At 43.4% G+C, this 19,748-nt stretch carries 17 protein-coding genes; 2 read left to right on the top strand and 15 right to left on the bottom strand.

Translation table 11 applies throughout. From position 1 onward, the window contains the following. Positions 1-37 precede the first annotated feature (37 nt). From AC3QLY_RS10975 to AC3QLY_RS10930, 10 genes are all read right to left on the bottom strand, one after another. Complete coding sequence (locus tag AC3QLY_RS10975) at positions 38-1,876, bottom strand: heavy metal translocating P-type ATPase (RefSeq protein WP_326991504.1); 1,839 nt, start codon at positions 1,874-1,876, stop codon at positions 38-40. A 181-nt stretch (positions 1,877-2,057) separates the two neighbouring features. After that, entirely contained in the window at positions 2,058-3,254 is a 1,197-nt protein-coding gene (locus tag AC3QLY_RS10970) for an efflux RND transporter periplasmic adaptor subunit (protein WP_298939030.1), read from the bottom strand. 17 nt (positions 3,255-3,271) lie between these two features. Further along, positions 3,272-7,651, bottom strand: a complete 4,380-nt coding sequence (locus AC3QLY_RS10965) for a CusA/CzcA family heavy metal efflux RND transporter (RefSeq protein WP_492989742.1) — start codon at positions 7,649-7,651, stop codon at positions 3,272-3,274. A 20-nt stretch (positions 7,652-7,671) separates the two neighbouring features. Next, a complete protein-coding gene (locus AC3QLY_RS10960) occupies positions 7,672-8,280 on the bottom strand; it encodes a hypothetical protein (protein WP_298939028.1) in 609 nt (202 codons plus the stop codon). Between the two features lie 11 nt (positions 8,281-8,291). Further along, on the bottom strand, positions 8,292-8,975 hold the full coding sequence (locus tag AC3QLY_RS10955) for a HupE/UreJ family protein (RefSeq protein ID WP_298939027.1): 684 nt from the start codon (positions 8,973-8,975) through the stop codon (positions 8,292-8,294). 116 nt (positions 8,976-9,091) lie between these two features. Beyond that, a complete protein-coding gene (locus AC3QLY_RS10950; RefSeq protein WP_326991502.1) occupies positions 9,092-9,361 on the bottom strand; it encodes a hypothetical protein in 270 nt (89 codons plus the stop codon). An 86-nt stretch (positions 9,362-9,447) separates the two neighbouring features. Continuing rightward, positions 9,448-9,849, bottom strand: coding sequence for a DUF6769 family protein (locus tag AC3QLY_RS10945; protein WP_490337802.1), 402 nt, complete (start codon positions 9,847-9,849; stop codon positions 9,448-9,450). 94 nt (positions 9,850-9,943) lie between these two features. Then, positions 9,944-10,564 carry a nitroreductase family protein gene (locus AC3QLY_RS10940; protein ID WP_298939025.1) on the bottom strand — a complete coding sequence of 207 codons (621 nt, stop codon included), beginning with the start codon at positions 10,562-10,564 and terminating at the stop codon, positions 9,944-9,946. Further along, positions 10,564-12,477, bottom strand: a complete 1,914-nt coding sequence (locus AC3QLY_RS10935) for a heavy metal translocating P-type ATPase (protein WP_298939024.1) — start codon at positions 12,475-12,477, stop codon at positions 10,564-10,566. Before AC3QLY_RS10935 ends, AC3QLY_RS10940 begins: the two co-directional genes overlap by 1 nt. A 4-nt stretch (positions 12,478-12,481) precedes the next feature. Continuing rightward, entirely contained in the window at positions 12,482-12,736 is a 255-nt protein-coding gene (locus AC3QLY_RS10930) for a (2Fe-2S) ferredoxin domain-containing protein (RefSeq protein ID WP_298939023.1), read from the bottom strand. Between the two features lie 166 nt (positions 12,737-12,902). On the opposite strand from AC3QLY_RS10930, the gene AC3QLY_RS10925 reads away from it, so the two are divergent. Continuing rightward, on the top strand, positions 12,903-13,763 hold the full coding sequence (locus AC3QLY_RS10925; protein ID WP_298939022.1) for an AraC family transcriptional regulator: 861 nt from the start codon (positions 12,903-12,905) through the stop codon (positions 13,761-13,763). A 27-nt stretch (positions 13,764-13,790) separates the two neighbouring features. On the opposite strand, the gene mobC is transcribed toward AC3QLY_RS10925, so the two are convergent. The 5 genes from mobC to AC3QLY_RS10900 form a co-directional block, all read right to left on the bottom strand. Next, positions 13,791-15,788, bottom strand: coding sequence for a conjugal transfer protein MobC (gene mobC, locus AC3QLY_RS10920; RefSeq protein ID WP_434363121.1), 1,998 nt, complete (start codon positions 15,786-15,788; stop codon positions 13,791-13,793). 700 nt (positions 15,789-16,488) lie between these two features. Beyond that, complete coding sequence (locus AC3QLY_RS10915) at positions 16,489-17,292, bottom strand: SDR family oxidoreductase (RefSeq protein WP_298939020.1); 804 nt, start codon at positions 17,290-17,292, stop codon at positions 16,489-16,491. Between the two features lie 24 nt (positions 17,293-17,316). Beyond that, on the bottom strand, positions 17,317-18,357 hold the full coding sequence (locus AC3QLY_RS10910) for an MsnO8 family LLM class oxidoreductase (RefSeq protein ID WP_298939019.1): 1,041 nt from the start codon (positions 18,355-18,357) through the stop codon (positions 17,317-17,319). A gap of 4 nt (positions 18,358-18,361) precedes the next feature. After that, positions 18,362-19,072 carry an NADP-dependent oxidoreductase gene (locus tag AC3QLY_RS10905; RefSeq protein ID WP_326991501.1) on the bottom strand — a complete coding sequence of 237 codons (711 nt, stop codon included), beginning with the start codon at positions 19,070-19,072 and terminating at the stop codon, positions 18,362-18,364. Next, on the bottom strand, positions 19,059-19,298 hold the full coding sequence (locus AC3QLY_RS10900) for an alcohol dehydrogenase catalytic domain-containing protein (RefSeq protein ID WP_326991500.1): 240 nt from the start codon (positions 19,296-19,298) through the stop codon (positions 19,059-19,061). Before AC3QLY_RS10900 ends, AC3QLY_RS10905 begins: the two co-directional genes overlap by 14 nt. Positions 19,299-19,382: 84 nt before the next feature. On the opposite strand from AC3QLY_RS10900, the gene AC3QLY_RS10895 reads away from it, so the two are divergent. Then, entirely contained in the window at positions 19,383-19,730 is a 348-nt protein-coding gene (locus AC3QLY_RS10895; RefSeq protein WP_298939017.1) for a winged helix-turn-helix transcriptional regulator, read from the top strand. The last annotated feature ends 18 nt before the right edge of the window (positions 19,731-19,748 follow it).

Here is a 19,748-nt window from a genome sequence, read left to right as displayed (position 1 = left end):
TTTTTTTGATTTTTAAAAGTGAATAAATAAACGATAACTAAATTTTTATTCTTAAAAGCTTAATTGAATTTAAAAAGACCAATGTATCGGGTAACAGGTGAATAATGGCAGCCTGCACAGGTCCCAATACACCAAGAAGCACGAGTGTAATACCCACGACATGAACAATGCCCACCCCGCCAATAATGTTTTCCTTGATAGTCCTGAATGCTTTTTTACTGATGGCCTTAGACCTGGCTATTTTCTCCAGCTTATCTTCTACTAAAACAATATCAGCAGCTTCCATTGCGGCTTGTGTACCCACCATCCCCATTGAAATGCCCACATTTGCCTGCACCAAAGCAGGGGCATCGTTAATGCCGTCTCCCACCATCGCCACCTTTTCGCCATTGGCTTGCAGATCCTGTATTGCACGGATTTTGTCTTCGGGCAACATATCCGCTCTGAATGACGTAATGCCTAACTGCTGCGACACATGCCCGGCGGTCTGCTGGTTATCGCCTGTGAGCATAATGATGTTTTTTACACCGCTTCTCTTTAATTCCTCAATCATTTCTTTTGCGCCGGGGCGTATAGCGTCTGACACATAAAACACCGATGCTGCACTGCCATCTACTGCCATGTAGATGGCCGTATCGGTCTGGTTCTTACTATTGACGGATACGGGAATCGTATGGTCGTCCATCAGCGTTTTATTACCAATTAATACCTTTTTGCCGTTTATGACTGAACTGATACCTTTTCCTTTGAATACATCGAAAGCCGTAGGCTCCGATAGTGAAACACCCAGATTTTTCGCAAACATCAGTATCGCGTTGGCAAGGGGATGACTGGAACGGTTTTCGGCTGAAGCCGCCAACTGCACCAAGTCCCTCTCGGTAAATCGATCATCCAATATTTCAATTTGGTTAACAGTCGGTTTGCCTATGGTCAATGTGCCGGTTTTATCAAAAACGATGGTTTCTATCTTTGCCAGTTCTTCCAGGAATTTACCGCCTTTAACAAGGATACCCTCTCTGGCAGCCCTGGCTATGGCTGAAATGGTTACCAAAGGAGTAGCCAGCCCTAATTCAGCAGGCGAAGTGAAAATAAGCAGGGCAATGACCAGCTTTACATCTTTAGTAACTAAGTAAACGCCTATTACAAAAAGGAAAACAAATGGTATCAGCCATGCGGCTACCTTATCCGTCAATTTTTCAATCGGGGCTTTACTACTTTCCGCTTCTTCTACCAAAGCGATGATCCTTGAAAATACCGTGTCCTTTCCCGCTTTGGTCATTTCTACGTCCAAAGCACCTAACTCCAGTATCGTACCCGCAAAAACATCTATCCCGGAGGTTTTTTCCACGGGTACGCTTTCGCCTGTTATGGGGGCCTGGTTTACTGATCCCGAACCGGCCAGCACCTTGCCATCAACGGGTATTTTTTCACCCGCCTTTACTACCAAAACATCACCTACCGTGAGCGATGCAATGGATACGGATTGCTCTTTGCCGTCTTTTTTTAAAATGGCTGTCTGTGGTACAGAGCCGATCAGTTCCTTGATGGAGGCTCTGGCTCTTTCACCGCTTGCACTGGCAATATATTCAGCAATCAGGATGATCATCAACACCACTGAACCCGCCAGGTATTCTTTACCTATGACAGATACAATGACTGCAATAGAAATAAATAATTCCGTCCCGATTTTCCGCTCTCTGATAAGTTCCAGTACAGCAGTTTTCAGTAATGAGTATAAACCAAAAGCCGTTGCTGCCAGCAGGACAGGAAGTGGTATGATTTCTAAATAATACAGAAGGCTGGCAATGCCCACTGTAATGATGCGTATGATTTCCCAAAAGAATTGCCGGGAAAAAAAAGTTTGTAAATAATTCATATTATCAGGATTTTAATGAGTGTGTCCTGTCCCTATGTTTGATATAACGACTGATACTATTAGTAAAACTATAAGCAGAATTATTCCAAGAGCAATCAGAACGTACTTCAATATTTTTGACGAACGCCTTTGATTTATACCTCCTTTCTTTGGGGGCGGAGGTACAAATCTCCTTTTCCTTTTATTCTTCTTCCTCGGCATTTCTAATTGCGGATAAAATAGTATAAGCGTTTTTGACAACAACAGTGAGCTGCCCTGCATCGACTGTTGATGGCAATTCAATAGCTGTATAGCCTGTCTGCTCTACACCTTTTGAAACCGGGATTAATTGGAACGTGTGGTTGCCTTTTTCCTGTTTTGTCTCAACAATAATATAGTCCGTTCCCTCCAACTGGACGAGGGCCTCGGATGGAACTGCGCTCTGTTGTGCCGTACCGGTTTCAAGTAATGCCTTTACATACATGCCCGGAAGTAAGCCGGATTCCTGGGTAAAACGGCAATGCACAGGTATCATCTTATTGTCGTTAGCAGCCTGTCCAACGAGATATACCTTTGCTGTTCTGTCATATTTGTTTTCGTTGGATAAGGAGAATTTAACCGATTGTCCTATACGGATCTTACCTAAATCTTTCTCAAAGGCATTCAATGCAAGATGCAGGTCGCTTGTTCCCATAATTTCAAAAAGTACATCGGTGGATGCTACATATTTTCCGATGTCCACATTACTTGTTTTTACATATCCGGATATAGGGGCATATATGTTTGCCGTTCTTGAAATGCTGTTGCTTTTCTTCAAAGCCGAACTACTGATCCCTATCAAAGCCATCTGCTGTTCCAATCCCGAAATTTTGGCTTTCATTACTTTCAGGTCGGAGCTTACCTGCTGGAAAGTTTTGGTAGCGTTGACATCTTCCTCCCTTAGTTGCTGTTGTCTTTTGTATTCCTCATCTAAATATTCAAGCCGACCTATGCTCTCTAAGTATTGTTGCTGGATAGAAATAAATTCAGGGTTTTCCAGTGTGGCTAATACCTGTCCCTTTCTTACCTGCTGTCCAGGTAGTAAACCGGATGTTTTAATGTATCCGCCTAAAGGCGCTGATACAGAGGCAACACTTCCGGGTTTAGCATTGATGACACCTGTCATTTTTATAATGCTACTGAGGTTGCGGCTTTCGACTGCCCCTGTTTGAATATCGGATAACTTAAATTGGTCGGCTGTAAACGTGATGGTTTTAACACCATTTGCCGCGGTGTCGGTCGTCGCCTGTTCGGGAACTTCTTTACCTTCCGTGTTGCCCTCCTTTTTGTCTTTGCAAGAGGATACTGCTATCATTGCGAAGAGCAGTAGCGGCAAATATTTTATTGATAATTTTGTCATTGCTTAAAAAATTTTGATTACTTGTTTCCTAAAATCGCTTCTATTGAAATCACTATCTGGTTATAGTTATACAGGTTATCCAGGTATTCCGAATGGATATTGCTGGATAGGGTGAGGTTCTGCAAATACTGGGTATAAGAAATATCACCGCTCCTGAAACTTTTATCGGAGTTCTTTATAATCAAATCAGCCTGCGGCAAAGCCTCTTGCTGATAATAGGTGAGCGACTTCTGGTATTTGGTGTACTCCTGCACCAGCTCTCTCAGTTTTCCGTTCAGGTTCGTAGCAGTAAGTTCCACTTCTGCCTTTGCCTTCTGCTCACTGATCCTGGAGGCGTTTACCCTTGATCTGTAACCGCCCGGAAATAAAGGAATGGCTGCTCCAACCTGAAAAAAGTTAAACCTGTCTCTTCCCGTAAAAGTTCGCTTAGCACCGTCTATGAATTGTGTCCCTCTGTATGTTTGACTGCTAAATCCAAGAATAATGTCGGGCAACATTTTACTTTTCTCCAAAGCCGTATTCCGTTGGTTTACCGCAATTTCCTGTTGCAGATAGCTTAACAATGGGTTGTCCGCAGGCGAAACACTTTGCTGCGGCAACGATAGCTCTTTTGCAACCAGTACGGTATCAGCAATGGTAATATCGTCCGTAGTGTTGAGAAGTGTTTGGAGAAGCTGTTTGGCGATTTTAATATCGGCCTCACTTCTTTCAAGTTCATTTTGGATCTGCTTGGACTGAACCGATGAGGTAATGTTCTCTAAACTGGTCGATTCCCCTGTTCTATACCTTGAATTGCTGGCCTTGCTTAGTTTTACATAGATACTATCGAGCTGCACCAAAAGTGTTTTTCGTTCCAATGCGTATTGGTACTGAACATACGCCAGTTTCACGCTACGTGCCAGGTCATTTTCTGTCACGGCTTTATATGCCTGGCTACTCTTTATTTTCTCTTGCGCCAGCTTCGACTGGTTGCCGTACACCGTTGGGAAGTCTATGCGTTGTCCGACATTGAGCAGGTTATCCGTTATAGTGGGATTACTGACGACACCCTGTGTATAAGACAATTCCGTCTTGGGCATTGTAACGCTGCCTTTTTTGAGCGCCTGCTGTAAATTGATATCGTAATTAGCAATTCTTACCTGTGCGTTATTCTTCAAGGCTTCATCAATGGATTGCTGCAAGGTCAATGCTCTTGTTGGGGTTTGTGCATTGCCGAGCATCGGCAACAGGAATAACCCGAAAAGTAAAATTGTTACAGGTACGGTTTTCATCTTCTTGTTTTTAGGAGGACGGGTAAAATAGATGTATAGCACCGGCAACACGACCAAAGTCAGCGCCGTAGCTGTAATCAATCCACCTATTACTACGGTTGCCAATGGACGCTGTACTTCCGCACCTGATGATGATGATAATGCCATTGGCAGAAAGCCCAATGAGGCCACCGTTGCCGTCATCAACACGGGTCTAAGCCTTACACTTGTGCCAATACGCACCCGCTCATAAATGTCCGATATACCGTCTTTCTCCAGTCGGTTGAACTCTGCAATCAATACAATACCATTCAAGACGGCAACTCCAAAGAGCGCGATAAATCCCACCCCGGCAGATATACTGAAAGGCATATCCCGTATAAGCAATGCGAACACGCCACCGATAGCCGATAATGGGATGGCACTGAATATCAGCAATCCCTGCTTTAAAGAATGGAAAGTGAAATATAAAAGCACCAAAATCAGCAGCAAGGCTACGGGTAACGCAACTGCAAGCCGGGCATTGGCTTCTTCGAGGTTTTTGAACTGTCCGCCATAGGTCACATAATAACCCGCAGGCATTTTTACCTTGGCAGCAATAACATCCTGAATATCCTTTACGATACTCTTAACGTCGCGGTTACGGACATTAAAGCCTACCGTGATCCGTCTTTTAGCGTTATCCCGTTGTATCTGCACAGGGCCTGGCTTAAAGCTGATTTCTGCAACTTCGCTTAAAGGGATTTGTTGCCCATCCGGTGTACTCACAAACAGGTTCTGTACATCGGTAATATCCACGCGGGAAGCACTGTCGAGCCTGACCACCAGATCAAACCGGCGCTCTCCCTCATAGACCAGACCTGCTACCTCGCCCGCAAATCCCGCTGAGATAGCACTGTTTACATCTTCTACGTTCATTCCGTACTGCCCGATCTTATCGCGGTTGAACTTGATGTTGATTTGTGGCAAACCGGTTATTTCTTCTACATACAGGTCTTCAACGCCCTCAATGGACTTGATTTTCCTACCCACTTCAGAAGCCAAATCGGATAATACATCCAGGTTCTCTCCATAAATTTTCAATACCACATCCTGTTTTGCACCGGTTAAAAGTTCGTTGAAGCGCATTTGGATGGGCTGCTGGAAGCTGAACGTCGCATTTGGGATAACAGACAGGGATTGCTGCATCTTTTCAATAAGCTCTTCCCGTGTTTCTGCACTTGTCCATTCTTTCTTAGGCTTTAACACTACCATCATATCTCCCGCTTCAATCGGCATGGGATCAGTAGGGATTTCACCGGAACCTATTTTATTGACCACCTGTTTCACTTCGGGATAATTCTTCAGCAAGATGGTTTGTGCCTTTTGGGAAACGCTTATCATCTGATTTATCGAACTTCCAACGGGAACCCTTGTTTCCACGGCAAAATCACCCTCGTCCAACTGCGGGATAAATTCACCGCCCATTCTGTTGAAGGTGATGAGCGTGATAACAAACAGTGCAACCGCAATGGATACCACCAGAAGTTTGCGCTTCATTGCACCATTGATGATCGGAGCGTACACTTTCTGTATAGCCTTCATCATCCGGTCGGAAAAGTTTTGCTTATGCACGGTTTTCTTGCTTAACACCAAAGCAGACATCATAGGAACATAAGTAAAAGAAAGGATAAAGGCTCCTAAAATGGCGAAAGACACCGTTTGAGCCATTGGCGTGAACATTTTGCCCTCCACGCCAACCAATGCCAACAGTGGGAGGTAAACGATAAGGATAATGATTTCGCCGAATGCAGCAGCCGAACGGATTTTGCGTGAGCTTTCATAGACCTCTTCATCCATCTGGTCCTGGGTGAGTTTTTCCACCCCACCATAACGGGCTCTGCTTCCGGTTATTCGGTGCATGACTGCCTCCACTATGATAACTGTTCCATCGACAATGATCCCGAAGTCAATCGCTCCAAGGCTCATCAGGTTACCGGAAACACCAAACAGGTTCATCATACAGATGGCGAAGAGCATTGCCAAAGGAATGACCGATGCGACCACAAGCCCGCCACGAAGATTTCCCAGAAATAAAATCAGCACAAAGACCACGATCAAAGCTCCCTCAATAAGATTGGTCGAAACCGTTGAAATAGCCCCATCTACCAGTTTTTTGCGGTCAAGGAATGGTTCTATTTCAACGCCTTCCGGAAGACTTTTCTGTATTTCAGCGATTTTCGCCTTTACGTTGGAAATAACTGCTGATGAATTGGCTCCTTTCAGCATCATAACGATACCCGTAACCGTTTCACCCTGTCCGTTCCTGGTAGCTGCACCATAGCGGGGGCCGATGCCAAAACCCACCTGGGCAACATCGCGGATGAACACGGGCGCACCACCTTCTTTTTTAACAACGATGTTTTTAATTTCTTCAATGTTCTTTACCAGGCCCTCACTACGGATAAAATAAGCGTTCGGCCCCTTGTCAATATACGCTCCCCCGGTGTTCTGGTTGTTCTTTTCCAGTGCTGTGAATATATCGGATATGGTAATATTCTGACTTGCCAGCTTATCAGGGTCTACTGCAATTTGATATTGCTTTACAAAACCTCCAAAGCCGCTCACTTCGGCAACTCCCGGTGTTCCCAATAACTGCCGTTTGATAATCCAGTCCTGGATGGTTCTGAGTTCAGTAGCATCATACTTATCCTCATAACCTTTCTTGGGGTGGATCACATACTGGAATATTTCGCCCAACCCTGTGGTAACAGGGGCCATTTCCGGCGTTCCAACTCCCTCTGGAATATTCTTTGAGGCTATGGTCAGGCGTTCCTGCACCTGCTGTCGCCCCCAGTATATATCTACCCCTTCGTTAAAAACAATGGTAACAATGGATAGTCCGAAACGTGAAAAGGAACGCATGTCCTTGATCCCCGGAATACTGACCATTGTCTGTTCCACAGGAAAGGTTACCAGTTGCTCCACTTCCTGTGCCGCCAATGTAGGCGACACCGTGATGACTATAACTTGATTATCCGTGATATCAGGTGTGGCATCTATCGGAAGTTTGGTAACGGAATAAGTACCCCAGCATATCAATGCCAGGGTAAACAGACCTATTACCAACTTATTCTTAATTGAAAAATGAATGATTTTATTTACCATGTCATGATGTTGTTATGATTTTATTGTTTAGGGAGATACTGTCCTTTCAATTTTATTTTGACAGTAATATCCTCATTGGAATTATTTTTAAAATACCAGCCATGTGGTCCCTCAAACGGAGCGATGAAAGAGCCTGCCACGTTATTGGAATAAGCAATGGTGTAGCTTTCAAAATAATTGCTATTGCCCTTAACCTCTCCGTGAAAATCAAAGTACAATTCCCCTTTGTCCGTAATCCATGCGTATTTGAGGGAGCCATATTTTTGCATGTTTACTTTGTGTTCAAGTCCCCTTCCTGCGGGTATGACCACACTGACTTCATCGGTACGCTCTGCAAGCGGTGTAGCAGGAGCCGGGTTATCCGCCGCCGCAGGTTTGGGTACATCTGCACCGGAGCCAACGTTCTCAAGTTGCAATACTTTATGCGGTCCCGAAGCCAATGTCTCCGTACCAGCATCGCCAACATACAACTTGCTAAATCCTGTTGCCTTGCCAATACCCAAAGGATCTATCCCATATTCTGCCGGAAGTACGGCACTTACCAGGAGTACCGCTCCAACAACCAAAGCAATAACTACCTGCTTGACTATGGATCTTTTATCTAATATTTGATGCGTTATTTCTGCCATTTTGATTTTTTTTAAGAGTTAAAATAACCGACCAACTGGTAGCCGAACAATAGAAAACCTGCTGCCATAAGCAGGGTATTGGTGAGGGTAGAAAACTTCATGAAACTTGGTGACCGCCTCCAATTGGTGATGATAAAAAGCACAAGGGCTAAGGCTATAAACTGACCTATTTCCACGCCGATATTAAAGCCGATGAGGTTTGTCAGAAGTCCTGTCCTGTCAAAATTTAATTCCTGTAATTTACTGGCTAACCCGAAACCGTGGAAAAGACCGAAGATCAGAACCGCTGCTTTGGTATTGGGCTGATAGCCCAAAAAGCGTTGGAAACCGCCCAAATTGTCGAAGCCTTTATACACGATGGACAATGCAATGATCGCATCAATCAGGTAAGCGTTGATGGCCATGTCTGCCAGCACTCCCAGCAAAAGGGTTATACTGTGTCCAATGGTGAAAAAACTCACATAAAGCAATACTTCTTTTGGCCGGTACAGGAAAAAGATGACACCTACCAAAAACAGCAGGTGATCATAGCCGGTAAGCATGTGCTTTGCCCCGATATAAAGAAACGGCACAAAAGCTACTCCCGAATTTCCGCTCAGGAATGCCTGGGTATCCCCGTCAACTCCGTGGGCATACACCGATCCTGTTATCAATAATAACAAGGTTATTGATAAAACTATTTTTATATATCTCATTTAGAACATTGAATTTAATCGGCACAAACTTCGGATTACTTATAGGAATACGCACAGGCATATTATAGCGATAGAACGCTAAAATATAAGTGGTAGAAGAATGTGCCGGGGATTAATTAATGCTTATGCCCGTGAGCTTTGTCAACACTGTCCTGATTTGCAGCAGGTGCAGCCTTACCCACACTGTCCTGATTCACCGCTGGTGCATGATTACCTGCCGGGTCATGGGAATGTCCATGAGCCTTATCAATACTATCCTGGTTAACCGCAGGAGTGGCTGGAGATTGTTCAGAATTGGAGTTGTTGTCAGACGAAGATTTTTCGTTGTTATTGCAAGCTGTAAAAGCAAAGGCAGCGAATGCCGCTATTATGAATGATTTTCTCATCGTTTTTTAAAGATTGATTGTAAAAAGAAGCTATTTGCCCTGATATGAAGGGCATAAATCAAATTCTAACTTTCAGAGGGTGAAAGTTAAGCAACGATGAAAGAGGGAGGACCTCGGAGGGAGTAGGCGCTATAGTGCGGTGATTGGTGAATTATGTTCCTATCCGGTGGAAAGGTATGCTGCTGATAAGCAACGATATATTCAATGGGGTATCGATAATCAAAAATGACAGCATTAAACGGTTGGGACAATTCCTTTGCCACCGATACATCTGTTCTGTCATTAGTGAATGTTATCTGCTCTCCTGTATGTTGAATATGGGAAAATAAGTTTCCCAAATCCACGCAGCCTTCGTGCGTATCGTGGGACTGATGACTATGGCTGTGTGCCGTGAATTTTTCGTGATGATGATGCGAAATAACGCCGTGTCCAAGTAATACTACCTGGGCAATAACAAAAAACACTATGGCTAAGTTCTTACGCAACATCCTCGCAAATATATAAAAAAGGTTCGGGATAGACAATAAAGGGTAATAAATTGAAAAATAGACGCTTAAAAGTGCATCGCATTCTTCCTTTACGTCAGTCGGGCGGTTTAATTCCTTCTATATTATCAATCCAATTTACCTTACTGCCGATCGGCTTCCGTTTTGAGATGGCAGTCACCGGTTTTTCAACATAACCAATATACAAAAAGCCCAAAAGCTTATCCGCTCTTTCTAACCCGAAATGGGATTTTGCCTCTTCAAAGTACGTGATACCTGCCGTTGTCCAATAACATCCCAAACCGTAAGCGGTAACAGTTAGGAACATATTCTGGACAGCACAGGCTACGGCTTCTACTTCTTCAATTTCGGGCAGTTTATCCGCCCCGCTCCGCTTCATCCCGATAGAGATAACGTGGGAAGACATTAACGGATATTCAATAAGTTTTTTATACCTGTCCTGTTGGTAACTGTCTGCTGCAAATTCCCTGTAAATACCAGCCTGTAATTGCCCAAAATATTTCAGGCCCCCGCCCGAAAAAACGCAAAATCGCCACGGCTCTGTTTGCTTATGATTGGGCGCTCTGTTTGCATTTTCGAGAATTTGCCAAATGATGGCATCGGGAATGACTTTGCCCTTTGCATACTGATAGGGGTATATGCTCCTGCGGTGCAGGAGAATTTCATTGAACTCTTCAATATTATATCGCTCCTGCATTATCTCAATAATCTTAATCCACTTAAAATAACCAGCACTGTACTGCCTTCATGACCAACAACTCCTTCAGGCAGGCTTATTTTACCCTCACCTATAAAATTGAGCGTAATGAGTGTTAATGCCACTGCTATGGCGAACACGATATTTTGCTTGATAACACTGCTGGCCCTGCGACCAAGATTAATCGCAAATGGAATATTTTCGATATTATCAGCCATCAGGATAATGTCTGCGGTTTCCATTGCAACATCCGTTCCTCCGCTTCCCATTGCAATACCGACCGATGCAGTAGCCAAAGCGGGCGCATCATTGACACCATCGCCTACCATTGCCACCTTGCCGTATTTTTCTCCCAGCTTCTTAACAGCGTCCACCTTTTGATCGGGCAATAGTTCTGAATACACTAAATTGATGCCGGCCTGTTTACCTATCGCTTTGCCGGTTATTTGGGTATCACCGGTTAATAGGACGGTTTTAATACCTTTTGATTTTAATTCTTCAATGACTTTTCTTGCCTGTGGGCGAATCGTATCTTCCACGGAGATCAGACCTATGGCATGACCGTCGGCAGCAACAAAAATCACGGTTCTGCCTTGCTCTTCTATACCGGTGGCTCTTTTCTGATCTTCATCAGTAATATTTATATCTTTAAGAAGATCCCTTTTACCGATTTTATATTCTTTACCATTTAAAATACCATGAACACCCAGACCATGAATGGCTTGCAGTTCCTTTGGTTTGGAAAGATCCAGTTTCTTATCCTTCGCTTCACGAACAATGGCCTTTGCTATGGGGTGTTCGGACAGCGTTTCTACTGAAGCGGTAATTTGCAGCAAATCATCCGTGCTCATTCCCGAAAAAGGTACAATATCTATCACTTTAGGTTTGCCGTAGGTTAAGGTTCCTGTTTTATCAAAGGCAACTACTTTAACGCCTCCAATGTTTTCAAGATGAACACCTCCTTTAAATAGCACCCCTTTTCGTGCAGCATTGGATATACCGGAAAGAATTGCGGGCATAATAGACGACACGAGCGCACAGGGTGAAGCCACTACAAGAAAAATCATTGCCCTATATATCGTATCGCTCCAGGTCCAGTTAAATAAATACGGAGGGAGCACCATCAATAAAATAGCGACCAATACCACAACTTTTGCATAGATGCTTTCAAAGCGTTCAACGAATAGCTGACTGGGCGGCTTTTCATTTTTTGCTTCCTGTACCAGATGAATGATCTTGGAGAGAACGGTTTCTTCTGACGGTTTGGTTACTTCTATTTCCAATGCACCCTGCCCGTTGATCGTTCCAGAATAAACTTCATCCCCTTTTTTCTTATCTGCCGGAATGCCTTCTCCGGTAATGGACGCTTCATTGATGGCAGAATATCCCCCGGTAATGATGCCGTCAGCAGAAATACGATCACCTGGCCGAACCAGGATAACATCCCCCTTTTTAAGTGCTTCTACCTTTATTTTTCTTTCAACGCCATTTTCGAGTAAAACAGCTTCTTCCGGACGAAGTTTCATAATAGACCTGATATCCCTGTTCGTTTTTTCCATTGTGTAATCTTCCAATGTACCGCTTAGTGAAAAAATGAATATCAGTATCGCCCCGTCCATCCAATAGCCGATGGATGCTGCACCGATTGCTGCCACAACCATCAGGAGATCCACATCCAAATCTTTTTCTTTAAAAAGTGTTGTCAATCCCTCTATGGCTTTCTGATGACCACCAACAACGTAAGCCAGTATAAAGAGGATAATTTCAGCAGTAGGCATATTTTGCTTGCCCGCCCACCAAGCCAATAGAATGAACAGCAAACATAATGCTGTTATAATTGCCGCTCCGTGTTTCTCCCATATATCGGAAAACGACCATCTTGCTCTGTCGTTGGGTATGGCTAATTCTGTCATAATTTTATCTGTTGAGTATGTATTTTTTAAAAACGCTTCCTAAATCTTTTTCCGAAAACCAAATATCATCGGGGTGCAGATGCAGAACGGGCGCATTGCTGCACCTGTCGGTACAGCCCATTGTCCCAGTCTGTACCTTTTTCTCCAGTCTGTATTTTTTGATATAATGTCCCAATAGCTTGCCTTTCTTCTTGCGGCAATTGGGCCCTATACATTGGTAAAATATGATCTTGTCGCCGGTTGCTTCCAAATTTGCCATTCACTTTTCTTTAATTGATCTTTCAGCGGAAATGTCGCCCGTCCCGGGAAATGCGGCTGCCTTACAAATATTATATAGCACGGCACAACTTCATTTTTTGCAAAGGTAGATAAGGAAGAAAGGGTAAAACAGGTAAAAAACCGACATTTTTCAGTAGCTTTACTGCATGAAATCGTTGCAGCTATTTACAGATAAGGAAATCACCGTGAAGGAATTGGCATCTAATAATTCCGGCTTGCATAAACATCATTTTTTTGAACTCATATATGTTTTGGATGGCACCGGAATACATAATATTAATAACAACCGATTTGAATTTTCAAAGGGTGATGTTTTCCTGCTTACGCCGGAAGATGCGCACACCTTTGAAATAAGCACACCCACCAAATTCTGTATAGTAGATTTTACCAAAGGCTTTTTTGTGAAGAACCGCAGGGTTGGTGAAACGAAAGCCAATATCAGCGAATTGTATAAACAACTGGAATTTATCTTTCATAATCATCATAACGTTCAGGGCAGCATTGTATCCGATCCTGACAAACCGATATTCAAAGCACTGATCAACCAGTTGATCAAGGAGAAGGGCAAAAAACAATTCTTTGATGAGATCATTATCCAGGATATCATTTTTCTGCTGCTTCATTTCATTGCAAGAAATATACAGCAGAACATTTCACTATTTTCGAAAAGGGAAAACCCCAAAAGCAGGGTACATGAAATTACGGCATATATACAGCAGCACATTTACGATAGTGAATTACTAAAAATCAGCAGTATAGCCACTCATTTTGGCAAATCGACCGACCATCTAAACAGATATTTTAAGGCTGAGACGGAAAGCACGATTAAAGACTATATTATTCGCTACAAACTCAATTTAGTTACAACAAGGCTTAAATTCAGCGACTTGACCATATCGGAGATAGCAGGTGAATTGAATTTTACGGATGAGAGCCATCTAAACAAAATGTTTAAAAGCGCATTTGGTAAAACTGCCAAACAATATAAGAATGACCACAAACATTAAGTTCTAATGTTTGTGTGACAACATTTTTTATTGTTGCACCAGGTGCTGCAAATCAGGATCGTTCTTTATACGGTCCAGCTCACTTTCGATCACCTGCACAATATCTGCTTTTACCTGCCGGTAATTAGCTTCGATTTCCTGCTTCATATTATCCGCTCCGTTCTCATCGGTAAAGGATAATATCTGCGGTATCTTTTTGTATGCTTTGGTTTCTGCCGTAACCTTTTCGTTATTCACTACAATTTCTGCATGAAAGATCTTTTGCTCAATGCGTTCATCAAAATTGTCGGACACGGCCCCTACGAACATACCCTGTGTTAAGGTAGAAATTTTGGAAGCCGGTATCAGGCTATCCATTTGTGTAGATATGGAAGTGGACTTATCATTGCGATTGATGGTCATGCTCTGGCGCTTCTGCAATACTTTACCGAAGCGTTCTGATAAGTTTTTGGCAGTTTCACCCACTACCTGTCCGCTGAAAATATTACCAACAGTATTCTGTATTACCTTGCTTTCTTTATCGCCATAATCGCGGGTTAACTGCGAATAATCCTGGAACCCTAAACATACTGCCACCTTGTTTGATCTGGCAGTTGCGATCAGGTTATCAAGTCCCCTGAAGTAGATCGTGGGCAGCTCATCTATGATAACGGAACTCTTTAACTGCCCCTTTTTGTTGATGAGTTTTACGATGCGCGAATTGTATAATCCTAATGCCGCAGAATAAATATTCTGACGATCAGGATTATTACCTACACACAATATTTTCGGCTCTTTGGGATTGTTGATGTCCAGTGAAAAATCATCGCCGGTCATCACCCAATAAAGCTGCGGCGAGATCATACGCGATAAGGGTATCTTGGCCGATGCTATCTGCCCCTGTAACTGATCCTGCGCCCCTCCCTGCCAGGCATCCATAAAAGGAGACAAATAATTTTCCAGGTCCGGGTAAGAAGTTAAAATCGTGAAAACATCCGCATACTTTTTATTCAGCAATTCTATTGCGTGTGGGAACGTGCAGTATTTGCCGTTTTCATAAATTCTCAAAAACCAAATAATGGCAGCTAATAAGATAATTGGGCTATCCACAAAAAAATCGCCTTGCTTCTGAATCCACGACCTGTTAAGATTGAGCATGATGGTATAGGCGGATTCGTAAGCATCGGATATATCCGTCATAAACTCAGGATTGATAGGATTACAACGGTGGCTCCTTCGCGGGTCGTCAAAGTTGATGACGTAAAATTTGGGCTTTACTTTATACTTGTTGGTATGTTTCAGCAGGTGATTGTAGGCAATGGTGGAAAGGTCATCGAACTTGAAATCGTAGATATACATACTGAAGCCCTTTTCAATATGTTGCTTGATGTAGTTGTTTACGATAGCATAGCTTTTACCGGAACCCGGAGTTCCCAATACGATTGAGGCACGAAAAGGATTGACTACATTGATCCAGCCGTTGTTCCATTTGCCTTTGTAATAAAACTTTGTAGGGAGGTTCACCGAATATTCATTCTCCATCAACTGGGTTTCCTGCTGGAAGCTCTCGTTCTCGTTGTTGAAAACATCATCCATCAGGTTATTGCGCAGTAAGCGGCTTATCCAAAGGCCCGCAACCATTAGAGCGATATAGCCTAATGAGGTGGTCAGTATGTAAAGCGTAGCGGCAGTCTCTGCGGGTAACTTTAAAAGGGGGATGTTTAGAAAGAATAGGATAAAACCAATGACCAATACGGTATTGATTTTTGTCCAGGTAATCTTTTCATTTTTTACGCCTTTAGTACCCAGACAGCTCAGCGCCAGTAACACCAGTGCAAAAATTTTGGTGTAAAGCGTATTTGAAAAAAGCCCTGCGGTGCGGTTGAAATTGGTCAGTATCTTACCGATGATTTCCAGTGTCCAGCCACGCCCGGCAAAGAACCCGTAACAGAACCAATAAAAGTGCATCAACACAATGATGATGCTTACCGCTCTCATAAAAGCCATGATTTTGGCTAATCCTCTCAGATCGTCTTCTCCCTGCATAATTCAATAAATTGAAGTGATGCAGGTGAATTTATAAGTTGTGATTATCGGTTGCCAGGGAGTGGCGGCAGATGGCTTTTAGTGGCAGTATTTGGCGTGTATAGAATCATTTATTAGATACTGCTGGAGCTGACATGCGCATCAATTAAATGGCAGGTAATCGGAGCAGTTTTAAATCCTTCAATAGAATCAGATTGATCTTACATTCGACGTTTCCCGTTTCCAAACAATTTGCTAAGCAAGCCCATAGCAATAAGTGTCTATGTGTTTTTTTTGCTGTAAAATAATTAAGGAGCCAAAATTGGCTCCTTAACAAAACTGGTGCAGTTTATGGCGAGTTATACCGAAAGCGCTTACGCGTTTTCAATTCCGGTTTTTCTCAAAAAATAACTTTTACAGTTCCGCTCCCGTGTAAGCAGGCAAATATCAAAAGCCCTAAGCCACATTTCCCGCATCCGGTTTAAAAATGCGAATCATCCGGATATTACCTTAATTGGTAAGTGGGCTATTATGTAATGCGGGCACGCGCTTTATCCAGGCGCGGGTGAGCGAGCTTCCCTTCACAGGCCAACAGCTCCTCGCTCATATCCCGTAGCCTGAACTACCTATGCCGCAGTGACACCTAAAATCGGTGACAACACCGGCTGTCCGGAATATTTTCTAATTTCATCCAATAGCAAAGTAACATTGGATAAATTGACTACTTGCCAAAAATCATTTTCCTGATTTCTTTCCTGAACGCTTCCGTGCCAATTTCCAATCGTCTGTTGTAGAGTGAAAAGGCATCTTCCCCTGCAAAATAGCGCAACTGATCTTTCTTGTCGGTTGCTGCCTCATAAACCACCTCCGCAATCTGTTCCGGTGTAGCGTATGCATCCGGGTGTGCCAATGCATGAACTTTCTTTGCTGCTTCATCATAAACAGGGTGCGGAACTATCTCCATAGACCTGCCAAAATCTGACCTGATACCACCTGGAACAATCGTTTTTACACCGATGTTGAACAGTCCCAGCTCATACGAGAGGCTTTCGCTCCATCCTTCCAATGCCCATTTGGTGGCATGATACGTGGAAACGAACGGAAATGCAACGAAAGCGCCGATTGCAGTCGTATTCAGGAAAAGGCCGTTATTCCTGTTTCTGAAATAGGGAATAAAGGCTTGGGTAACACGAATAGTACCTAAAAGATTCGTATCGATCTGGCGTACGATTTGTTCATCCGAAAGCGCTTCCAGAGCGCCGGACAACCCGTAACCTGCATTATTAAACACCACATCAATATCATGCAGTTCAATTGCCTGTTGGGCAACTGTTTTGATCTGTTCGGGATCTGCAATATCGAGCTGCAAGAGGCTTACGTTTTCCAACTGCGAAAGTTCAGTTTCCTTTTCAGGGTTGCGCATGGTGGCAATGACATTCCAGCCTTTTTGCTGGAACAGTTTGGCCGTGGCTTTCCCTAAACCTGTTGACGCACCTGTGATGAAGATAGTTTTCTGATTATTCATTTTGTAAAAATTTAGTTGTTTGCTTTAAGACATTTTTTCCTTTTCTATTGCCTGTGATAATAATTCAAATGACTTTAACCTGCCCAGATGGTTGCCTGAAATAAGCTGTATCATTATTTCTTCCAAGCCGAATGCTGCCTGCATTTGTTTTAATTCTCTGGCAACGGTTTCAGCTTTGCCGATGAAGTGCCTTGGGGGTTTGTTGGGATTAGTAAGGCGTTCCAACGTATAAGAGCCATTAAGCAATTCCAATGCTTCCTTTTCAGGAATAAAGGATTGGTTGACGGCTTCCCTTCTTCCCGCGTTAAGCAATTGCATAGAATACAATGAGGGCGCGGCAAGTTCCAATGCTAATTCGTCATTTTCGTGGGCATACACATATACTGTCAGCGTCAAACCCGGTGCTTTTCTTCCATAGGGCTTATTCGACGGCTGGAAATTTTCAATGTAATGGCGGGTAATGTCAAAAGTTCTTTGCTGGTCTGATGTTATAAATGCGGCAAAGACATAGGCCAAACCCAAACGGGCTGCCGCCTCAGCGCTCCAATCGCTTGTGCCCAGCAGGTAGACATTCGGTAAACTACCATCATTGTTTAGTTTTACCTGGCTGAATGGGTGGTTGGAAGGGAAATCATTCGTGAGCCAGGCCAGTAACTCCACCAACTGTTCCATTGAGTTATCCGCTTTTTGCAATGATGTACGGTTGCTCTGCAAAGCAAAGTCGGAATACTGTCCCGTGGTAGCACGGCCGATTCCTAAATCAATTCGTCCAGGATAAAGCTCGCATAAAGTAGCAAAGACCTCCGCCACTTTATAGGGGCTGTAATGGTTCAATAAAACGGCTCCCGAACCTACGTGAATACGCTTTGTATTGGCTGCTGCCGCAGCAGTCATGACCTCCGGCGTGCGTCCGGCTATGTGACCGATGTTATGATGCTCCGCAAACCATATACGTTCATATCCCAAATCTTCTGCAACTTGTGCGGTCTCGATGGTGTTTTGCAATGCTGTCCTACGGTTGCCGCCATAGGGTACATACGATATGTCCAATATTGAAAGTTTCATCCCGCTATTTGATTTGAACAACAATTTTTCCCTGTGTATGTCCCTTTTCTATTTCCAGGTGGGCTTGGGCCATATCCTCAAAGACAAAAGTTTTGGAAACGTGCGGTATAATTTTTTCTTCCTCCAGAAGCCCTGCTACAAACTTCATATCATCGCCACTGGCCTGCACCACATTATAAACGGCATGTACGCCAAGCTCTTTTGCTTTTTCCATCTGTTCCTTAGGAAGCTCTGACCAGAGACTGACCAGTGTACCACCCTTTTTCAATACTTCAAGACTGCGAAGTATATGGTCGTCCTGTTTCACTGCATCCAGCACATAATCAACATCCTTTACAACATCTTCAAAACGTTGTTTTTTGTAATCAATAAACTCATCGGCCCCTAAACCTATGACGAAATCTCTTTTGTCGGTAGAAGCAAGGGCGATAACATACGCGCCGTATAATTTTGCAAACTGGACACCAAAATGCCCCACACCACCACCTGCGGCAGTTATGAGAACACGGTCACCCTGTTTGATGCCTAATTTGCGGATGGCTTGCAGCGCGGTGAGTGCAGCCATTGTGGAAACCGCCGCCTGTTCGTGTGAGATATTTTTGGGTTTAACAGCAATCTGTGATGCAGGAGCAGCGACGTACTCTGCATAGGTTCTGCCCACACCTGGCAAGCCGATAAGCCCAAATACTTCATCTCCGACTTTAAAATCCAACATCACTACCGATCTCTACGATTTCACCGGAAGCGTCCCACCCTAAGATAATGGTGGCATTCTCAAAATAAGCCTTCTTCATTTCATTTCTCACACGGGCATCCGCCGGATTAATACCGATAGCCTTTACCTTGATCAATACTTCGTTTGATTTTATTTCAGGTGTCGGGATGTTTGCCAGGGCAAAGTTTTCTACCCCTCCCGATGTTTTTAAGATTATTGCTTTCATCTAATTTTACTTTAAACAGGTAAAATTACGTATCAAATGGTATAACTTTGTAACCACTATAACGGATGATACCAAAAAACAGCTATGGCAAAAAAGATTAATCAAGAGGAGCTGGCCGCAAAGACAAAGGCTTTGCAGGACACTATTTATGTCATCGGGGGCAAATGGAAACTTCCCATTATTCATTCAATATGTAATGGAAATAAACGTTTCAGGGATATTGAGCGCAGCATTCCGGGAATTACTACCAGAATGCTATCCCGCAATCTGAAAGAGTTGGAAGACAATAAACTAATTACCCGAACAGTGCGCACAGATGCACCGGTTACCGTTGAATACGTGTTCACAGAATATTCCAAAGAATACGGAAACCTAATTACTCAAATGATTGAATGGGGTAAAAAGCATCATAAAATGATAGTAGAAAAGTAAGCTATTGTTTGCCTGTAA

It is taken from the genome of Hydrotalea sp. GW822-HT8A01 (assembly GCF_058798575.1).
This window is presented reverse-complemented; position numbering and strand designations above follow the sequence as displayed.